The following is a 15,632-nucleotide window of genomic DNA, read 5'->3' as shown; positions in this document are numbered from 1 at the left end:
CCCGCTCACGAGGGCTGCTCCATCAGCTCACTATCTCCACTCTCGGGCATGTCTCGTCGTAGCCGAGCATTCGCCAGCACCGGCGGAACGAGTTCGACGGTGTGGTCACCGTCATGGACAGGCCGGGAGTGTTCTCAGTCACGTCGGCGAGTGCCTGTACCCCGGCGAGGTCGACAAATCGTAGTTCCACGAACGTTAATCGCAGCCGCGTGCTGTCGTGCGCGGCTTTGGTCAGCGCGGTGCGAAAGGTTCCGGCATTCACCAGATCGAGCGCGCCGGAGACATTCCAGCAGTCGTCGTCCCCGCTCCACATCCGGAAACCCACGTCTTCGCTGTTCAAGCCATATCCACAAGGGTGCGCGGACATCGCGACCGCCACGGTGTCCCGGTCGAAGGATCCACTGCGGTACGCGCACAACATCGTCACGCCGAGCTCGGTCACCGTGCGGTCCAGGGCGAGTTCGAACGCCAGCAGGCCGGACGCGTCCGGCTGCAGGCCGAGCTGCTGCATGTCGGCGACCACCCGGACCCCGCGGTACCCCTGCCCGCCTGCCGTCTCGGCTTCCGTGCGCAGCCACGTGAGGACCTCTGTCCCCAGTGGAACGTCGTGACGCACCACGTAACCGGTGAACTCGGCGGGCGCCAGCCCGAACACGATCAGTTTGTCGCCGAATCTCGCGCCCTCGTCGAGCAGCGGGCGCGCAAGTCGTTGGTATTCGTCGTCGGATTCCACTACCAGCCCGATATGCCCGGCTGTCGGAGGACAATTCATGTCGGATGGATCTGACCCGAACATCACCAAAGGAGAGTACGTCGGGCGAATGATCGTAAAAAGCAGGTTACTCCGTTTGTGGTCCGGCGAACGGGGGACAACCATGCCAAAGTGTTATATATGCGCGTGATCGTGGTGGGAGACGGCATTGTCGGAGCGGTGGCCGGTTACCGCCTGGCCGCTGAGGGAGCGGAAGTCCTGTTCGTCGACGCGGGGCACGCAGGCCAGGCGACAGCGGCCGGAGCGGGGATCGTGTTCCCGTGGCCAGTCGGCGGAGCAGGCGCGGGCGCCGAGGAGTTCTGGTGGGCGGCCGCGGCGCAGTATCCGGTGCTGTTGAGCCAACTTGAGCGCGACGGCGAGCCACACGCGGGGTTCGACCGGGTCGGCGGGATCACGATCACCGAGGACGAGAGCGTCCTGCCGGCGGCGGCCTCGATGATCAGGTCCATCCAGGAACGCGATCGCCTGGTCGGTGATGTCGAAGTGCTGCGTGTGGGTGAACCGGCACAAAGGTTTCCGGCGTTGCGCGACGATCTGGCCGGATTGTTCGTCGGTGGCGTCGGCCGTGTCGACGGTCAGGTGATGCGGGATTCGTTGCTCCGCGCGGCTGAACGTCATGGTGCGCGCCGGATTTCCGGGCATGCGCGGCTCTCCAGGGCGCTGTCGCGTGTGACCGGAGTGGAGGTTGACGGAGAGGTCATTGGGGCGCATGCGGTTGTTGTTGCTGCGGGTGCCTGGACGGCTTCCCTGTGTGAGCCATTGGGGATAGACGTGCCGGTCGCGCCGCAACGCGGCCAGATCGCGCACCTCCGGCTGTCCGGTGTGGACACTTCAGACTGGCCGGTGATCCGCACGACCCGCGATCACTACCTGCTGGCGTTCCCGGGCGGGAAGATCGTCGTCGGGGCCACGCGGGAACCAGGCACCGGATTCGACCACCGGCAGACCGCGGGCGGCGTGCACAAGATCCTCTCCGATGCGCTGGGGGTGGCGCCTGGCCTGGCCGACGCGACGCTGGAGGAGGTCCGGATCGGATTCCGACCGCTGAGTTCCGACAACCGGCCGGTGATCGACTCGCCGATGGACGGACTGGTGATCGCCACCGGGCTCGGCGCGAGCGGCCTGACACTCGCGCCGCTCACCGGCACCATCGCCGCCGACCTGGCACTGGGCCGTCAGAGTTCCTTGGCCAGCAGCGAGACCCGGTAGGTGCCGCCCTTCGTGCGCTGTTCGCCGACCTCGGCGAACCCGATGCGCTTGTGGAACCGCAGGCTGCCCGGGTTCGGCGGCTCCAGGTTGACCTCGCACAGGATGCGGGGGACGCCGTTGTTCCCGGCGTGCTCGGCGACCAGCCGATAGAGCTCGACGCCCACACCGCGGTTGCGTGCCTGCTCGGACACCACGATCCGGTCCACATAGACGAAGTTGTCGTAGCGTTCACTGAACCAGCGGTAGTTCTCGCTGCCGTAACCGACGCCGGGCGGCAGCGTGAGCACAAATCCGAGGATGTCCTCGCCTTGCGTGACGGCCACGGTCAACCCGGACATTTCGATCAGGTCGGCCAGCTCGGCCTCGGTCGACTCGTTCACATTGGGCACGGCCGCGTTGTTCATCGCCACGATCAGGGCGGCGTCGGTGGGTTTGAGGTTCAGGGCGTCCATGACGGCGATCCTGACATGGGGTGTGCTCGTAGCCTGGACGTGGCCGGTCAACGCGGACCAGGCAGAATAGAGGGTTGAAACCGGTTCGAGGAAGGGCGGCAGGGTGGTACAGGGTGAGTTGCGTGGGGTAATCGCGCTCGATGGCCCCTCCGGCACCGGCAAGTCCACCGTGGCGCGCCGGCTGGCCAGTGCCCTGGGGTCCGGTTACCTGGACACCGGGGCGATGTACCGGGCCGTGACGCTGGGTGTGCTGAGGTCAGGCGGCGATCCGGCCGCGGTCGCGGCGTCCGTCGTGGTCACGGTGGGCACCGATCCGGCCGACCCGACCGTCCTGCTGGATGGGGTGGATGTTTCGGCCGAGATCCGTGGGTCGGAAGTGACTTTGGCTGTGTCGGCCGTCTCAGCGGTGCCCGAAGTCCGGCAGATTCTCGTCGCGCGGCAGCGAGCGATCATCGCCGCAGTGGTCGACTCACACGGCGGGATCGTGGTCGAGGGCCGTGACATCGGGACCGCCGTCGCGCCGGACGCTGAACTGAAGGTGTACCTCACGGCATCGGCCGACGCGCGCGCCCAGCGCCGTACCCGCCAGGACTCCGCCGCCGGCCGACAGGCGACTCTTGAGGAGACCCTGGCCGACGTGCAGCGTCGTGACGACTACGACTCAAGCCGCGCGGTGTCCCCCCTTCGTCAGGCCGACGACGCGGTCGAACTGGACACCACCGAGCTGGACCTGGACGGCGTGCTCGCGTCGCTGCTGGACCTGGTGGACGGCCGCGGGCTGCGGACGGGCCAGGCGGTGGGCCGGTGAGCAAGGCTCCTGACCTGCCCGAGGACGCGATTCCATGGCTGCACGAGGTCGGCCGCGTGATCGGGCGGTACCTTTATGTCCCGGCGTTCCGGTTCCGCGTGCACCACATGGACAGGTTCGCGCTGGACGGGCCGGTCGTGCTGGTGGCCAACCACAGTTCGATGATCGAACCGCAGGTGCTGTTCGGAATAGTTCCCCGGCGCTCGGTGTTCCTGGTCAAGGGTGAGCTGTTCAAGGGCATCGCCGGGCGTGCGCTGCGGGCGATCGGGCAGCTGGCGATTCGCCGGGGGGAACCTGACCGTAAGCCTCTGCTTGCCGCCGTGCGGGTGCTCAAGGGTGGTGGCCTGATCGGCGTGTTCCCGGAGGGAACCCGCGGTGAGGGAGACGTGCTGAACGCCGAACAAGGCGCCGCATGGCTGGTGCGGCAGTCCGGCGCGATCGTGCAGCCGGTGGCGGTCCGTGGGACAAGGCGGCCCGCCGGCTCCGGGCGGCGGTTTCGGCCCGTGGTTGATGTGCTGGTCGGGAAGCCTTTCGAGGTGACCGTCGGGCGTGGCCGGTCCGGCCTGGAGGCTGGAACCGAACAGATCAGGACCGCGCTGGCGGACCTGGTCGGTGAACTGGATCGAATGCGAGACTTGCAATGACAGAGCTGGACGGAACCTGGGTCGACGAGTCCGACTGGGACATCGCGACAGGCTCCGACGACGACGCTGGTGGCGTTGCCGCCCAACCGGTATTGGCGGTGGTGGGCAGGCCGAACGTCGGCAAGTCGACGCTGGTCAACCGGATACTGGGGCGCCGCGAAGCGGTGGTGCAGGACGTGCCGGGCGTGACCCGTGACCGCGTGGCCTACGACGCGCTGTGGAACGGCCGGAAATTCACGGTGCTGGACACCGGAGGCTGGGAACCGGACGCCCAGGGCCTGCAGAAATCGGTTGCGGCCCAAGCCGAATACGCGATGTCCACAGCGGACGCGATCCTGTTGGTGGTGGACACCACGGTAGGAGCGACCACAACGGACGAAGCGGTGGCGCGCGTGCTGCGGCGTTCCAAGCAGCCGGTCCTGTTGATCGCGAACAAAGTGGACGACGACAGGCTCTTCGCCGACGCGATGGCGCTGTGGAACCTGGGTCTGGGCGAACCGTTCCCGGTGAGCGCCCTGCACGGCCGTAACGCCGGCGACCTGCTGGACAAAATCCTGGAGATACTCCCGGAAACCCCCCGCGACGACTTCGGCCGGGCAGGCGGCCCCCGCCGGGTGGCCCTGGTCGGAAAGCCGAACGTGGGCAAGTCGAGCCTGCTCAACAGGCTGACCGGAGAAGACCGCGCGGTGGTCGACTCAGTCGCGGGCACGACCGTGGACCCAGTGGACTCCCTGGTGACCCTGGACGACGAACTCTGGCGTTTCGTCGACACAGCAGGCCTCCGCAAACGCGTGAACACAGCCAGCGGAGCGGAGTACTACGCCTCGCTGCGGACAAAAGCGGCGATCGACGCAGCCGAAGTCGCCATAGTCCTGCTGGACGCGGCAACCCCCATCAGCGAGCAGGACCTTCGAGTCCTGACCATGGTCGTCGAATCAGGCCGAGCCTGCGTCATAGCCATGAACAAGTGGGACCTGGTCGACGAAGACCGCCGCCACCAGCTGGTCCGTGAGCTGGAACGCGGCCTGGTCCGAATCCCCTGGGCAGAACGCGTCAACATCTCAGCCCTGACAGGCCGCTCAGTCCACAAACTGGCGCCCCACCTAAGGACAGCCCTCAAGTCCTGGGACACCCGCGTCCCAACAGGCCAGCTCAACTCCTGGCTGGCAGACCTCATAGCCGCCACCCCACCCCCAGTGCGCAGCGGCAAACAACCCAAGGTCCTCTTCGCAACCCAAGCCCAGGCCAGGCCTCCGACACTGGTCCTGTTCACCACAGGCTTCCTCGAAGCCGGCTACCGCCGCTTCATCGAACGCAAGTTCCGCGAAGAGTTCGGCTTCGTCGGCAGCCCCGTCAGACTGTCCGTCCGAGTCCGCGAGAAGCGCAAAAAGTAACCCCCTGCAACCCGCCCCCACCCATCCGCTAGACTTCCCCCGCACCCAGAAAACGGGATGCGGCCGGGACGTGGCGCAGTTTGGTAGCGCACTTGACTGGGGGTCAAGGGGTCGCAGGTTCAAATCCTGTCGTCCCGACGGTCGAAGTAGGGCGAAAGCCCAGGTCAGGGCCTTGGAACACTACGGTGAGACGAGGCCCTGATCGCGTTTTCGGGCACGTCGTCTCACATTTTCACACGAACGCTTGTACTGCTTGTTTAGCCGAGCAACTCGTCGAGCTGGTCTGCCGCCTCTCTGAGGTGCTCGATGTCGGGATGGACGTAGACCCGCTTGGTGAAGCTCAGGTCAGCGTGACCGGCCCAGGCGCTCACCACGACATCAGGCACGCCCGCGGTGGCGAGGTAGGTCAGGCAGGCGTGCCGAGCGTCGTAGGGCCGGACCTTGCGGATCTTGGCCTGGGCCATCAGCTTGTAGATTGCCCGCCGGAACTTGTCTGTCTTCCATGGCGCACCCAGTTCGTCGGCCAGCACGAACCCTGAGCGTTGATATGCCTCGCCGGCGCGTAGGGCTTCACTGGCTTGCCTGGCATTGAAGGTTTTCAGGGCCGTGTGCAGGGGCTTGGGCATCGGCAGCTTCCGTTTGCCCTTCTCCGATTTCGGTCCCTTCTCCTCGACTTCGCCATCCACCAGGGTTCGGGTCAGCTCCACCGACAACGTCCCGTCAACAAGGTCGACAACCGACCAGCGAAGCCCACAGACCTCGGCAGGGCGCATCCCAATCAGCGACAGCAGTACCGGGGCATGCAGCCGGTGGTCCCGAATCACCGTAAGGAACTTCTTCACCTCTTTCTCAGTCCATGGCCGCCGTGTGGCCGCAACTGCTTCGGCCTTCCTACGTGCATCCCGAGGAATCTGGGTGTACTGGGCCACGTTGCGCACCACCAGGTTCCGTCGAACGGCAACAGTCAACGCTGATCGAAGCCTGCCGAGTGTCAGGTCGACCGATCGAACGCTGAGGCCGGTGCCTGGCTTACCGCCACGCCGGCGGCCTGAGGACAGCATCCACGAGACCAGATCGTCAACGTCCTCTTCAGTCACCTTCTGAAGCTGTCGGTCGCCAAGCCGATCACGTACAGGCAGGAGTGCATCGGCATAGTTGGACGCAGTCGCTTTCTCGACGTCAATCGAGGCCGACTTCAGCCACATGTCCAGCCATTCCGACACTGAGCGCTTTTCATCCTGGTGTGGATATGTTGGTGGGTAAGGGATCCGAGGTGACAAGGTGATGTTCATCGGCGTGTCGTTACCGCGGACGTGACGAAGCCCTTGGTAGGACAGCAATCGACCAAGATCCATGTCCGTACAACCAAGGGCTTCAGATGCTGTTTTACCGTGCCGCGCTGCCGTTGTCACGTCAGACCCTGACCTTCGTGTCCGATCTCATCCGCGCTCACCGCCGAGAGCTGGGCTCGGCGTGGCGCAAGCTCAACCCAGGCCAGCAGGCGCTGTCGGTGCTGGTGTATCTGCGTAAGGGTGAACCGTTCGCGCAGGTCGGCGCCGGGTTCGACATCTCCACCGCGACCTGCTGGCGGTATGTCAACGAAACCGTCGAGTTGCTGGCTGCTCGGGCGCCCAAGCTCCGGGCGGCGTTGCGGAAGGCCAAACGCGAGAAGATGGCGTACGTGATCATCGACGGCACGCTGATCCCGATCGACCGGATCGCCGTCGACCGGCCGTTCTACTCCGGCAAGCACAAGCGCCATGGGGTGAACTTGCAGGTGATCGCGTCTCCGGATGGGACGATCCTGTGGGTGTCCGGCGAGTTGCCGGGCAGCACGCACGACACCGCGGCCGCCCGGATCTGGAACATCCTCGCCGCGCTGCGCGATGCGGGGCTGATCGCGTTGGGTGACAAGGGCTACCACGGCTACGACGAGACCAGCCAACAGGTGATCACCCCGTACAAGGGCAAGAACAAACCCGAGTCGCAGAAGGATGCCAACCGCGCTCACGCTCGGCTGCGCGGCCCCGGCGAACGCGCCAACGCCCAGCTCAAGTACTGGCGCATCCTGCACAAAGTCCGTGTCAGCCCGCATCGCATCGGCCGACTCGCCAAGGCCATCCACGTCCTACAGAACTACGAGGTCACCGCAGGATGAAAAAGGCTCACTGTCATCTTGCCCGGCAAGACGAAGGTCCCCTCGTCGAACTGGTGCTTGATCTTGGCGTACTCGGCTCGAGCTTCCTTCTCGATGTCGTACGCCTTGGTCAACTGCTTCCGGCGCTTCGTGACTGGGTCGCGCCCGATGTCGATGACGAAGCGGTATCGAGTCGAACCGTCTCTCAATCCGATTTTCTTGATGGGATCCGCTATTATCGTTCCACTCCTTCGAGTGTTTATGACGTGAGTCGATGGCGGTAATATATTGTTACTCTGGTTCCCCCCTCTTGTCGTCCGCGTATTCAGCATGACTCATCGAAATCCATCGATGCAGCCTGCTGGGATATGGGAATCTTGGCCGCGTAAGACCGAAAGTGTGGTCGTGCCTAAAGGTTGTCCCGTAATGATCTTGGGTGTAGGTCGGTGGTGGACCAGTGCCCGCCACCAGGTGTGATGTGGATCGATCAGCAGGTCATGGCCAGGTTGCGCATCTGGGCCACGCCACGCAGGGCATACCAGACGCCGTCGCCTTTACGTCGGCAGTTACGGAGAATGTTCCAGGACTTCATATGCGCCAACGCGTGCTCGACCCGAGCACGGATGCTTTTGTGCACCGTGTTCAGATCCTCCTGCCACACGGGAAGGCTGCGTCCCTTACCCGGCTTGCGGTACGGGATGATCACCTCCGGGTTGCCCAGGTAGCCGCCATCGGCCATCACGTTCGCGCCCACGCACTGCTGGTCCACGCCCGAGTCCCGATATGCCCGACTGTCGTGTCGGTTGCCCGGCATGGTGCTCCCGACCGCGACACCCCTGCGGGTGTTGGCGTCGATGACGACCTGCATGTTCACCGAGTATCGGTAGTTCTTGCTGGATGCGGACACGCTGCGGTCGTGGGTGGGGACCAGCGTGCCGTCCACGATCAGAACAGTGTGGGGGCTGTGCGGGATGGTCACCGGCGGGAGCACCAGCAGCGGCGCGACGTGCTCCACAACGCGGTTGGCGGCGGATTTGGAGATCCCGAACAGCAACGCGATCTGCCGGAAGGTCAGGTTGGTGCGGTAGTACACCGCAGTCAGCAACACCCGGTCGGTCAGCGGCAGGCCCCAGCGCCGGCCAACACCGACCTGCTCACCACCCCGACCGGCCACAATGCCCACCAACTCCTGAAACTGCCGGACCGACAAACCCGTGAACACCGACACCCACCCGGGCCGGTCCGCCCTGATCACCTGCTCCACACCATGATCAACGATCAACGGTTCCCGCCATTACGGGACAACCTTTAGTGCACGGCCGGGCGAGCGAAGGTCAAGTTGTGCGCAGTATTCGCTTGCGTAGCAAGGAGAAGCTGGCTCGGCCGAACATTTGCCGCTCAAGCCATCTCCTCAGTTCCGTGGTCAACACCGAGGAGACATGATCATCCCCACGGCCAGATTCCACGTAACTTTTAAGATGCTCAAGAGGACGTCGTACGGAAGGTCCGGGTTTCTATTGCTACGAAAGAAGATTCTACACGCCACGTGACTCATTTCCGCGACGCCGCGCATCCTTGATCACGCAACGAGCACCAGAGCCCATCAACCCTGGCAGGCGACAGTCGTAAACCGGGCTGCCAGCTCGAGTCGCTCCGACGGGTCGCCCCGAACAGCCGCCACCAGGTCCTCCGCAGTGCTCGCGGGCGAACCCGTCGTCCGGTGACTCCCGTCCTGACATCATAGAACAAGTTGCACTGCTTTCATCACCGCCGGATGCCAGCGAGTGCGACCGTGACTTGTCACGGCCCCGATCCCCTTGATTCGACGAGATGAATGCCGATTGCACTGCGTCTATTCGCCCGCTCACGAGCGGCGCGTGGTTGCAATCTTCCGGACGATGTCGTCACCGAAGAGCTTCGTTTCTTCCAGCGTGTGGGAGCGGATGGCGACGCCGAGGAGGGACATGGCACCGAGAAAGCGAAGCAGAGGGGACATGGTCAACTCGACAGTGCAACGGAACTCTGACGACTCGGCCGGACGGGCCTCCACCGACATCGTCCAGCGGACCTGGATGGTCGCCGGAACGAGGTGGAACAGATACACGCGACTACGCTCCGACAGCATCTCCACGTACGACGGCTTCGCCGAAACCTCCTGATAGTGCTGGACGATCAGGTGCCCACCGATGGCCTCGACGTTGACCGTGCCTCGCACACCGTCCTGCACGAACGTCCCCGCGGCACGATGACCCCGCGCACACGCCTGGTACTCGGTGTCCGACAACGTGAAGAGCCAGTTCTCCAGGTCGACCTGGGAGGCAGCAACATTCAGGGTAACGCTTCCGGTGTGCCGCATGTCCTTCTCACCTTTGCTCGTCATTTTTACACACTTGAGAGTGAACACTGAAAACAATGCGCAGAAATACTAATGTTCCAGAAAGGAAAGATGCTTCACCGCAAGAATCAACAGAATTACGTCAAACCGAGAGCGCCGCCAAGCCAAGCACTCGCAGAGTTTGACTGCGGTGTCAACGGAACACGCCACCGAACTCCACCGTTAAACCGACCTCCGAGGTCCGGGCAGCGAGCTGCGCGGGGAGATCGTCGAGACGGCTCTCCGCCGAGGTTGCTGGTGCCCTTGGCAAACTCGCTCGCGGTGCTCGAGACCGGTCCACTGACCCACCGCCGCCTCGCGCCGATCGTGACGTGGCTCGTGTTCGCCGTGCCTCGCTAGCTGCAGCAAGGAAACGCCGGGTTCCCGGAGTCGTCGCCAGCGGGTGAACCCAAGTCCCTTGCGACGTTCCGTCCACAGTGACGGATCAGGCGTCGAGCAACTCGGCTGAGGTGTCCACTTCGAACTACTCACACCCAGGCGGCAGCACGTCCGGACTACCGAAGGTGGCAGACGGACGCGCCCGTTCAACGACTTTACGGGCATCGGTCGGGATGGTCACAGTCGCGCCGCAGAGTCCGCTACCGGGCTGCCCCTGTTCCACGCTCTTCGCAGCCGCTGCTCGCGAAGCAGTGCCTTTGAAGCAAGAAGGCCGGTCCGTTCACACAGACGGGCGTCGCCGACGAGCAGGATCTCAGTGCGGAGAAAACGACATCGTGCCGCGGGGAACCGGTTACCTGTTCAGCCCCACTCGTGGTTCCGGGTAGTCCGGCAACGGCCAGTCTCCACCTCGGTCCTCTTTCGCCAGCCGGGCTGCGAGCTCCGGAAGCCGCAGGAAGCTGCCGACCGCTCCCATGGTGCGCAGGGTATGGGTCCCGAGCCTGCCCTTCGGGAACCCGAACCGCAGGACCTTCGGGTTGACCTTGGCTTGGACGTTGTCGACGAAGGGCCGCAACGTCGCCTGGTAATGCGCGAACGCCGCCGGAAGGTCGCCGGGGTTCCGGTTGATCTCACCCGCCAGGACGTAGGCACCAACCAGTGCCGCGGAGGTCCCCATACCGCTGTAGGGCGACGGGCAGTAGCCCGCGTCCCCGACGAGCACGACCCGCCCGCCGGACCAGGCCGGGATCCGGACCTGCACGACCTCCTGCGAGTAGAAGAACTCGGCCGTCGCCATGCCCTCGAGGAATCGATCGGTCTGCCACCCCGCGTCGCGGAACCGGTCGGACCAGAACCGCTTCTGCCGGTCGACCGGCTGGCGGTGGATCGCCGTGGCCTCTTCGGAACTCTCCCACAACGCGAAGTAGACCTGGGTCTCGGTGGCGTTGTGACTCCGCCGCATGATCATGCGGCGGCCGGTCGGGTTGTAGGTCTCCCTCATGTCGCTGTCGGTGGCGTCGCGCGGGATGAACCAGTAAGCCATGTGGATCCCCACCGGCCAGTACGGGTCGAGACCGTCGGCGGGCAGGAGTGCCTGCCGGATTCGCGACCCCTGCCCGTCCGCCCCGATCAAGACGTCGAACTCACCCGACGTCCCGTCGGAGAAACGCGCGACAACGCGATCCTCGCTCTGCTCGAATCTGTCGACGCCGGTCCCGAAGACGAATTCCGCGTCGTTCCGCGTCGCTTCGTGCAGGATGCGCACCAGGTCCCCGCGCATGATCTCGTACTCGGACGTCAGGGTCTGACGCCCCTTGCCCGAGGTGTTGGCCATGATCGCGCCCCACCGCCTGCCCCGCGCGTCCACGAAGGCCACCCCCGGCTCGTGCACCAGCTTCTCCCGCACAGCTTCGAGTAGGCCCATGCGTTCGACAGCGTCGATGCCTTGCCCGCGCAGGTCGATCTGGGCCCCGGTCGCGCGCAGCGTCGGGAAGCGCTCCACCACCACGACCTGGTGGCCTCCTCGTGCGAGCCAGTAGGCCACGGCCTGGCCGGCGATACCGCCACCGCACACGAGCACCTTCAACGAAAGCCCGGATACCGCGTCCATTAGCTCCCTTTCAGTGATAGGTAACTAGCGGCCAGTATTGCCTATCAACGATAGGTTGGTCAAGGCCTATCACCAATAGGCAGGGTCGAGCTATCGGCGATAGGGTGCCGGGGTGACAAAGCTGGATCGCGAGATCATCGTGAACGAGGCGCTCGATCTGCTCGACGAGCTGGGACTCGGCGCGGTGAGCACGAGGCAGTTGGCGAAACGTCTTGGCGTGGAACAACCTTCGCTCTACTACCACTTCCGCAACAAGGCTTCCTTGCTCCAGGCGATGGCGGAGGCCGCCATGGTCAGCCACGCGGCAGCCCCCCTGCCGACGCCCTCGGACGACTGGCGCGACTGGCTCGCGGAGAACTCGCGCAGCTTCCGGAGGGCACTGCTGGCGCATCGCGACGGCGCACGACTCCACGCCGGAACAGCCCCCCAGGGCGCGAACCTCTCACGCGCACTCCACAAGCTCAAGTTCCTGGTCTCCACAGGGCTGCCCGAGCACGACGCGCGGATCGCGATGCTCACCACCAGCCACTTCACCGTCGGCAGCGTGCTGGAGGAACAAGCGGACGTCGCAGAGGACCAGACCGAAGGTCCTGGCCTGGACCGAACCGAGGCGTTCGAGGCAGGATTGACACTGATCATCGACGGTGTCGCCCGACGCGCCGACCACCTCACGAACGAACCTCGTTGACACCCCAGCCGCAGGTGCTCGTCAGACACTGCCCCACACCTGAAGTTCGGACAGCATCAGGCAACCAAGTGAGCGACACCGCCCGTGGTGCCGAGATGCCGGTCTGCGATGGGACACGCGTGGCGACTCCACAACTGTCACAGCGACAGAGCTTCGGCAGTGTCGCCTGCCACGCTCAAGGGTTCTGGCAAAACCGGCTCCGAAGTGGTCCCTTCTGCCTGGCAGCCGACAGTCTTATTTGTTACTGACCACAAAGGATCTAGCTAAAGGTTGTCCCGTAATGGCGGGAACCGTTGATCGTTGATCATGGTGTGGAGCAGGTGATCAGGGCGGACCGGCCCGGGTGGGTGTCGGTGTTCACGGGTTTGTCGGTCCGGCAGTTTCAGGAGTTGGTGGGCATTGTGGCCGGTCGGGGTGGTGAGCAGGTCGGTGTTGGCCGGCGCTGGGGCCTGCCGCTGACCGACCGGGTGTTGCTGACTGCGGTGTACTACCGCACCAACCTGACCTTCCGGCAGATCGCGTTGCTGTTCGGGATCTCCAAATCCGCCGCCAACCGCGTTGTGGAGCACGTCGCGCCGCTGCTGGTGCTCCCGCCGGTGACCATCCCGCACAGCCCCCACACTGTTCTGATCGTGGACGGCACGCTGGTCCCCACCCACGACCGCAGCGTGTCCGCATCCAGCAAGAACTACCGATACTCGGTGAACATGCAGGTCGTCATCGACGCCAACACCCGCAGGGGTGTCGCGGTCGGGAGCACCATGCCGGGCAACCGACACGACAGTCGGGCATATCGGGACTCGGGCGTGGACCAGCAGTGCGTGGGCGCGAACGTGATGGCCGATGGCGGCTACCTGGGCAACCCGGAGGTGATCATCCCGTACCGCAAGCCGGGTAAGGGACGCAGCCTTCCCGTGTGGCAGGAGGATCTGAACACGGTGCACAAAAGCATCCGTGCTCGGGTCGAGCACGCGTTGGCGCATATGAAGTCCTGGAACATTCTCCGTAACTGCCGACGTAAAGGCGACGGCGTCTGGTATGCCCTGCGTGGCGTGGCCCAGATGCGCAACCTGGCCATGACCTGCTGATCGATCCACATCACACCTGGTGGCGGGCACTGGTCCACCACCGACCTACACCCAAGATCATTACGGGACAACCTTTAATGTCCTTCTGTCGTAACGGATCCATATGTGGTTCCGTGCTGGGCAGGCATCCGGCCGCCCTTGGCCGCTCACCATTGTCGGCGTTCAACGACCGCGCAAGACAGCAAAACGACAATCACCCGATCGTGCCGCGTCCCTCGAGACTTGTGGAGAGCCGGGTGCGGTGCTTCACACCGCATGCCCGGTTCGGGAAGCGGCTCCGGGGAAACGGACCGGTCGAAAGACCGGAACCGCGCCCCGGGCCGACTTCACCATGTCACCCCGGCACTACCTTTCCGAGTTTGACCGCACTTGTTCGTGGATTCTGACCGCAGATGTTGATCACCTGTGGTGATCAGTGTCGATCAGTTTCGACCGCACTATGGCGTTCCTCGCGATCAAGCGTGCCGCCACTTGTCCGTTGCCGCTGGAGTTTGTCCCTCTGCGAGTGAAGTCTGTCCGGACGCGGGTTTGTGCCACTGAACCTTGTCCCGCTACTGCATTGGTGCTGCTCGGCCACTTGTGGCGAATGAGCCAGCCGGTGTGCTGGCCTGGGATTCGATGCCGTCCGGTTCTCCGGTGTCGCTGGAACCGGCGTCGGGGATGAAGGGGGCAGCCGTTCGCGTCAGGTGGTGAGGGTGGCCACCGGCTCCAGGTCGTAGGTGTGGGCGTAGCCGTTCTCGGTGCCCACGAGCAGGTCGACAACGGTGAAGTAGTGGTCCCAGAAGGGGGTTTCGCGTAGCGCGTCGATCAGCAGCCGGTAGGCGTCGTGGTCGTCTGCCTCCCAGACCCAGATGTCGGTGACCCGCGCTGAGTAGAACTCCGTGTCGTAGAAGCGAGAGCGGACGCCGTGGGTGCGGGCCTCGATCACCGGGACGACGTGGGTGGTGAAGGCTTGGACTCGTTCGGGCACGGTCATCGCCAGCCATTCGGGCGTGGTCTTGACCAGCATGAACGCGGTGACCGGCGGCTCGGTTCGGTTAGTGGGCATCGACGGCCTCCGGTGTGGCGAGGACGGTGGGCTTGAGGGTCTGCGCGCACCACTGCGCGAATCCGGTGGCCTGGCCCGCCTGAGGCGAGCGGTCGATGCCTGAGTCCAGGCCCTGGTCCTTGGCGCGTTTCATGTCGATCATGCCCTCGACGAACGCCTCGTTGAGGCCGTAGCCGAGCAGGGTGGACCGCAGTTCGTCGAGCGGCTGGCGCTGGTAGCGGACCGGGCGGCCCAACTGTTCGGTCATGATGCGGGCCAGGTCGTTGGGCGAGAGGTCCTGCGGGCCGAGCACCGGAACACTGCCGACGCCGGTCCAGGAGCGGTCCAGCAGCAGCCCGGCTGCCGTCGCGGCGATGTCGGCGACGGCCACCATCGGGGCCGGGCGGTCCGTGGCGACGGTGTCGGTGAAGACGCCGTTCTCGCGGATCGAGTCGGCCTCCTCTAGCAGGTTCTCGAAGAAGGACGGACAGGCCAGGGCGCGGTAGGCGACGCCGGAGTCGGCGATCAGGTCGTCCATGGCCAGGGAGGCGGTGACCAGCCCGGCCTGGGCGGCCTGCGGGGTGCCGCGGCCGAGCGCCGAGACGCCGACGACATGGCCGACGCCGTGGGCGGCGAACGCCCGCGCGGCCGGGCGGGTGAAGCCGCTGTATGCCTCGTCGGGCGTGGTCGAGGCGTCCGGCGGCACCAGCCAGAAAACGGCGTCGGCCCCGGCGAAGGCGCGCTCGACGGTCGCGGCGTCGCCGTGCGAGCCGGTGACCACCTCGACCCGTCCGCGCACGGCCTCGGGGAGCCGGGCAGGATCGCGGACCACGACGCGCAACTCCTCTCCGCGTGCGGGCGCGGCCTCGACCAGCAGTGACAGCAGTCGCCGGCCGATGTTCCCGGTGGGGGCGGTAATGACGATCATGAAAACCTCGCGGTCTATGTCGGGTTGGTACGGCGCCTTGAGCGTGCAGACCCGAACCGCATTGCCACAATGGGAACTTCAGCATCCAATCATTGCCCGAAAC

16 protein-coding genes and 1 tRNA gene are annotated in these 15,632 nt (G+C 65.0%); 8 read left to right on the top strand and 9 right to left on the bottom strand.

From position 1 onward, the window contains the following. Window positions 1-22 precede the first annotated feature (22 nt). Window positions 23-733: an MEDS domain-containing protein gene (locus JOF56_RS25475; RefSeq protein ID WP_209642027.1), complete on the bottom strand. Its 711-nt coding sequence runs from the start codon at window positions 731-733 to the stop codon at window positions 23-25. 159 nt (window positions 734-892) lie between these two features. On the opposite strand from JOF56_RS25475, the gene JOF56_RS25470 reads away from it, so the two are divergent. Beyond that, the gene (locus tag JOF56_RS25470; RefSeq protein ID WP_209642026.1) at window positions 893-1,981 is read left to right on the top strand and encodes an NAD(P)/FAD-dependent oxidoreductase; all 1,089 of its coding nucleotides are present in this window, start codon (window positions 893-895) and stop codon (window positions 1,979-1,981) included. On the opposite strand, the gene JOF56_RS25465 is transcribed toward JOF56_RS25470, so the two are convergent. Then, window positions 1,948-2,433: a GNAT family N-acetyltransferase gene (locus tag JOF56_RS25465; RefSeq protein WP_209642025.1), complete on the bottom strand. Its 486-nt coding sequence runs from the start codon at window positions 2,431-2,433 to the stop codon at window positions 1,948-1,950. The two genes, JOF56_RS25470 and JOF56_RS25465, sit on opposite strands and share 34 nt — an antisense overlap. Window positions 2,434-2,536: 103 nt before the next feature. Here JOF56_RS25465 and cmk point away from each other — a divergent pair, with 103 nt between their 5' ends. The 4 genes from cmk (at window position 2,537) to JOF56_RS25445 (ending at window position 5,417) form a co-directional block, all read left to right on the top strand. Next, window positions 2,537-3,241 (top strand): (d)CMP kinase, encoded by a 705-nt coding sequence (cmk, locus tag JOF56_RS25460; protein ID WP_209642024.1) that lies wholly within the window; start codon window positions 2,537-2,539, stop codon window positions 3,239-3,241. Beyond that, a complete protein-coding gene (locus JOF56_RS25455; RefSeq protein ID WP_209642023.1) occupies window positions 3,238-3,885 on the top strand; it encodes a lysophospholipid acyltransferase family protein in 648 nt (215 codons plus the stop codon). The genes cmk and JOF56_RS25455 overlap by 4 nt, the downstream gene beginning before the upstream one ends. Beyond that, a complete protein-coding gene (der, locus tag JOF56_RS25450) occupies window positions 3,882-5,279 on the top strand; it encodes a ribosome biogenesis GTPase Der (protein ID WP_209642022.1) in 1,398 nt (465 codons plus the stop codon). The genes JOF56_RS25455 and der overlap by 4 nt, the downstream gene beginning before the upstream one ends. A gap of 64 nt (window positions 5,280-5,343) precedes the next feature. Next, window positions 5,344-5,417: transfer RNA gene (locus JOF56_RS25445), tRNA-Pro, on the top strand. A 119-nt stretch (window positions 5,418-5,536) separates the two neighbouring features. Here the strand turns inward: JOF56_RS25445 and JOF56_RS25440 are convergent. Continuing rightward, on the bottom strand, window positions 5,537-6,691 hold the full coding sequence (locus JOF56_RS25440; RefSeq protein ID WP_307855252.1) for a tyrosine-type recombinase/integrase: 1,155 nt from the start codon (window positions 6,689-6,691) through the stop codon (window positions 5,537-5,539). Between JOF56_RS25440 and JOF56_RS25435 the strand changes: the two genes are divergently transcribed. Next, window positions 6,658-7,437, top strand: a complete 780-nt coding sequence (locus JOF56_RS25435; protein ID WP_209642021.1) for a transposase family protein — start codon at window positions 6,658-6,660, stop codon at window positions 7,435-7,437. The genes JOF56_RS25440 and JOF56_RS25435 overlap by 34 nt on opposite strands. Here the strand turns inward: JOF56_RS25435 and JOF56_RS25430 are convergent. The 4 genes from JOF56_RS25430 to JOF56_RS25415 all read right to left on the bottom strand — a co-directional run bounded on the left by JOF56_RS25430 (window position 7,416) and on the right by JOF56_RS25415 (window position 11,798). Next, a complete protein-coding gene (locus tag JOF56_RS25430) occupies window positions 7,416-7,625 on the bottom strand; it encodes an Arm DNA-binding domain-containing protein (protein WP_209642020.1) in 210 nt (69 codons plus the stop codon). The genes JOF56_RS25435 and JOF56_RS25430 overlap by 22 nt on opposite strands. Window positions 7,626-7,903: 278 nt before the next feature. After that, window positions 7,904-8,680 carry a transposase gene (locus tag JOF56_RS25425; protein WP_209648478.1) on the bottom strand — a complete coding sequence of 259 codons (777 nt, stop codon included), beginning with the start codon at window positions 8,678-8,680 and terminating at the stop codon, window positions 7,904-7,906. Window positions 8,681-9,280: 600 nt separating this feature from the next. After that, a complete protein-coding gene (locus JOF56_RS25420; protein ID WP_209642019.1) occupies window positions 9,281-9,796 on the bottom strand; it encodes a hypothetical protein in 516 nt (171 codons plus the stop codon). Window positions 9,797-10,541: 745 nt separating this feature from the next. Continuing rightward, window positions 10,542-11,798, bottom strand: a complete 1,257-nt coding sequence (locus JOF56_RS25415; protein WP_209642018.1) for an FAD-dependent oxidoreductase — start codon at window positions 11,796-11,798, stop codon at window positions 10,542-10,544. Between the two features lie 112 nt (window positions 11,799-11,910). Here JOF56_RS25415 and JOF56_RS25410 point away from each other — a divergent pair, with 112 nt between their 5' ends. Beyond that, on the top strand, window positions 11,911-12,486 hold the full coding sequence (locus tag JOF56_RS25410; protein WP_209642017.1) for a TetR/AcrR family transcriptional regulator C-terminal domain-containing protein: 576 nt from the start codon (window positions 11,911-11,913) through the stop codon (window positions 12,484-12,486). Window positions 12,487-12,797: 311 nt separating this feature from the next. Continuing rightward, complete coding sequence (locus tag JOF56_RS25405; RefSeq protein WP_209648478.1) at window positions 12,798-13,574, top strand: transposase; 777 nt, start codon at window positions 12,798-12,800, stop codon at window positions 13,572-13,574. A 682-nt stretch (window positions 13,575-14,256) separates the two neighbouring features. Here the strand turns inward: JOF56_RS25405 and JOF56_RS25400 are convergent. Then, window positions 14,257-14,622 carry a darcynin family protein gene (locus tag JOF56_RS25400; RefSeq protein WP_209642016.1) on the bottom strand — a complete coding sequence of 122 codons (366 nt, stop codon included), beginning with the start codon at window positions 14,620-14,622 and terminating at the stop codon, window positions 14,257-14,259. Further along, window positions 14,612-15,529, bottom strand: a complete 918-nt coding sequence (locus JOF56_RS25395) for an NAD(P)H-binding protein (protein WP_209642015.1) — start codon at window positions 15,527-15,529, stop codon at window positions 14,612-14,614. The genes JOF56_RS25400 and JOF56_RS25395 overlap by 11 nt, the downstream gene beginning before the upstream one ends. Window positions 15,530-15,632 lie beyond the last annotated feature (103 nt).

Origin of the sequence: Kibdelosporangium banguiense, from assembly GCF_017876405.1 — a bacterium.
Lineage (GTDB): Bacteria > Actinomycetota > Actinomycetes > Mycobacteriales > Pseudonocardiaceae > Kibdelosporangium > Kibdelosporangium banguiense.
The sequence above is the reverse complement of the archived record's forward strand: the minus strand, read 5'-3'. Positions and strand labels throughout refer to the sequence as shown.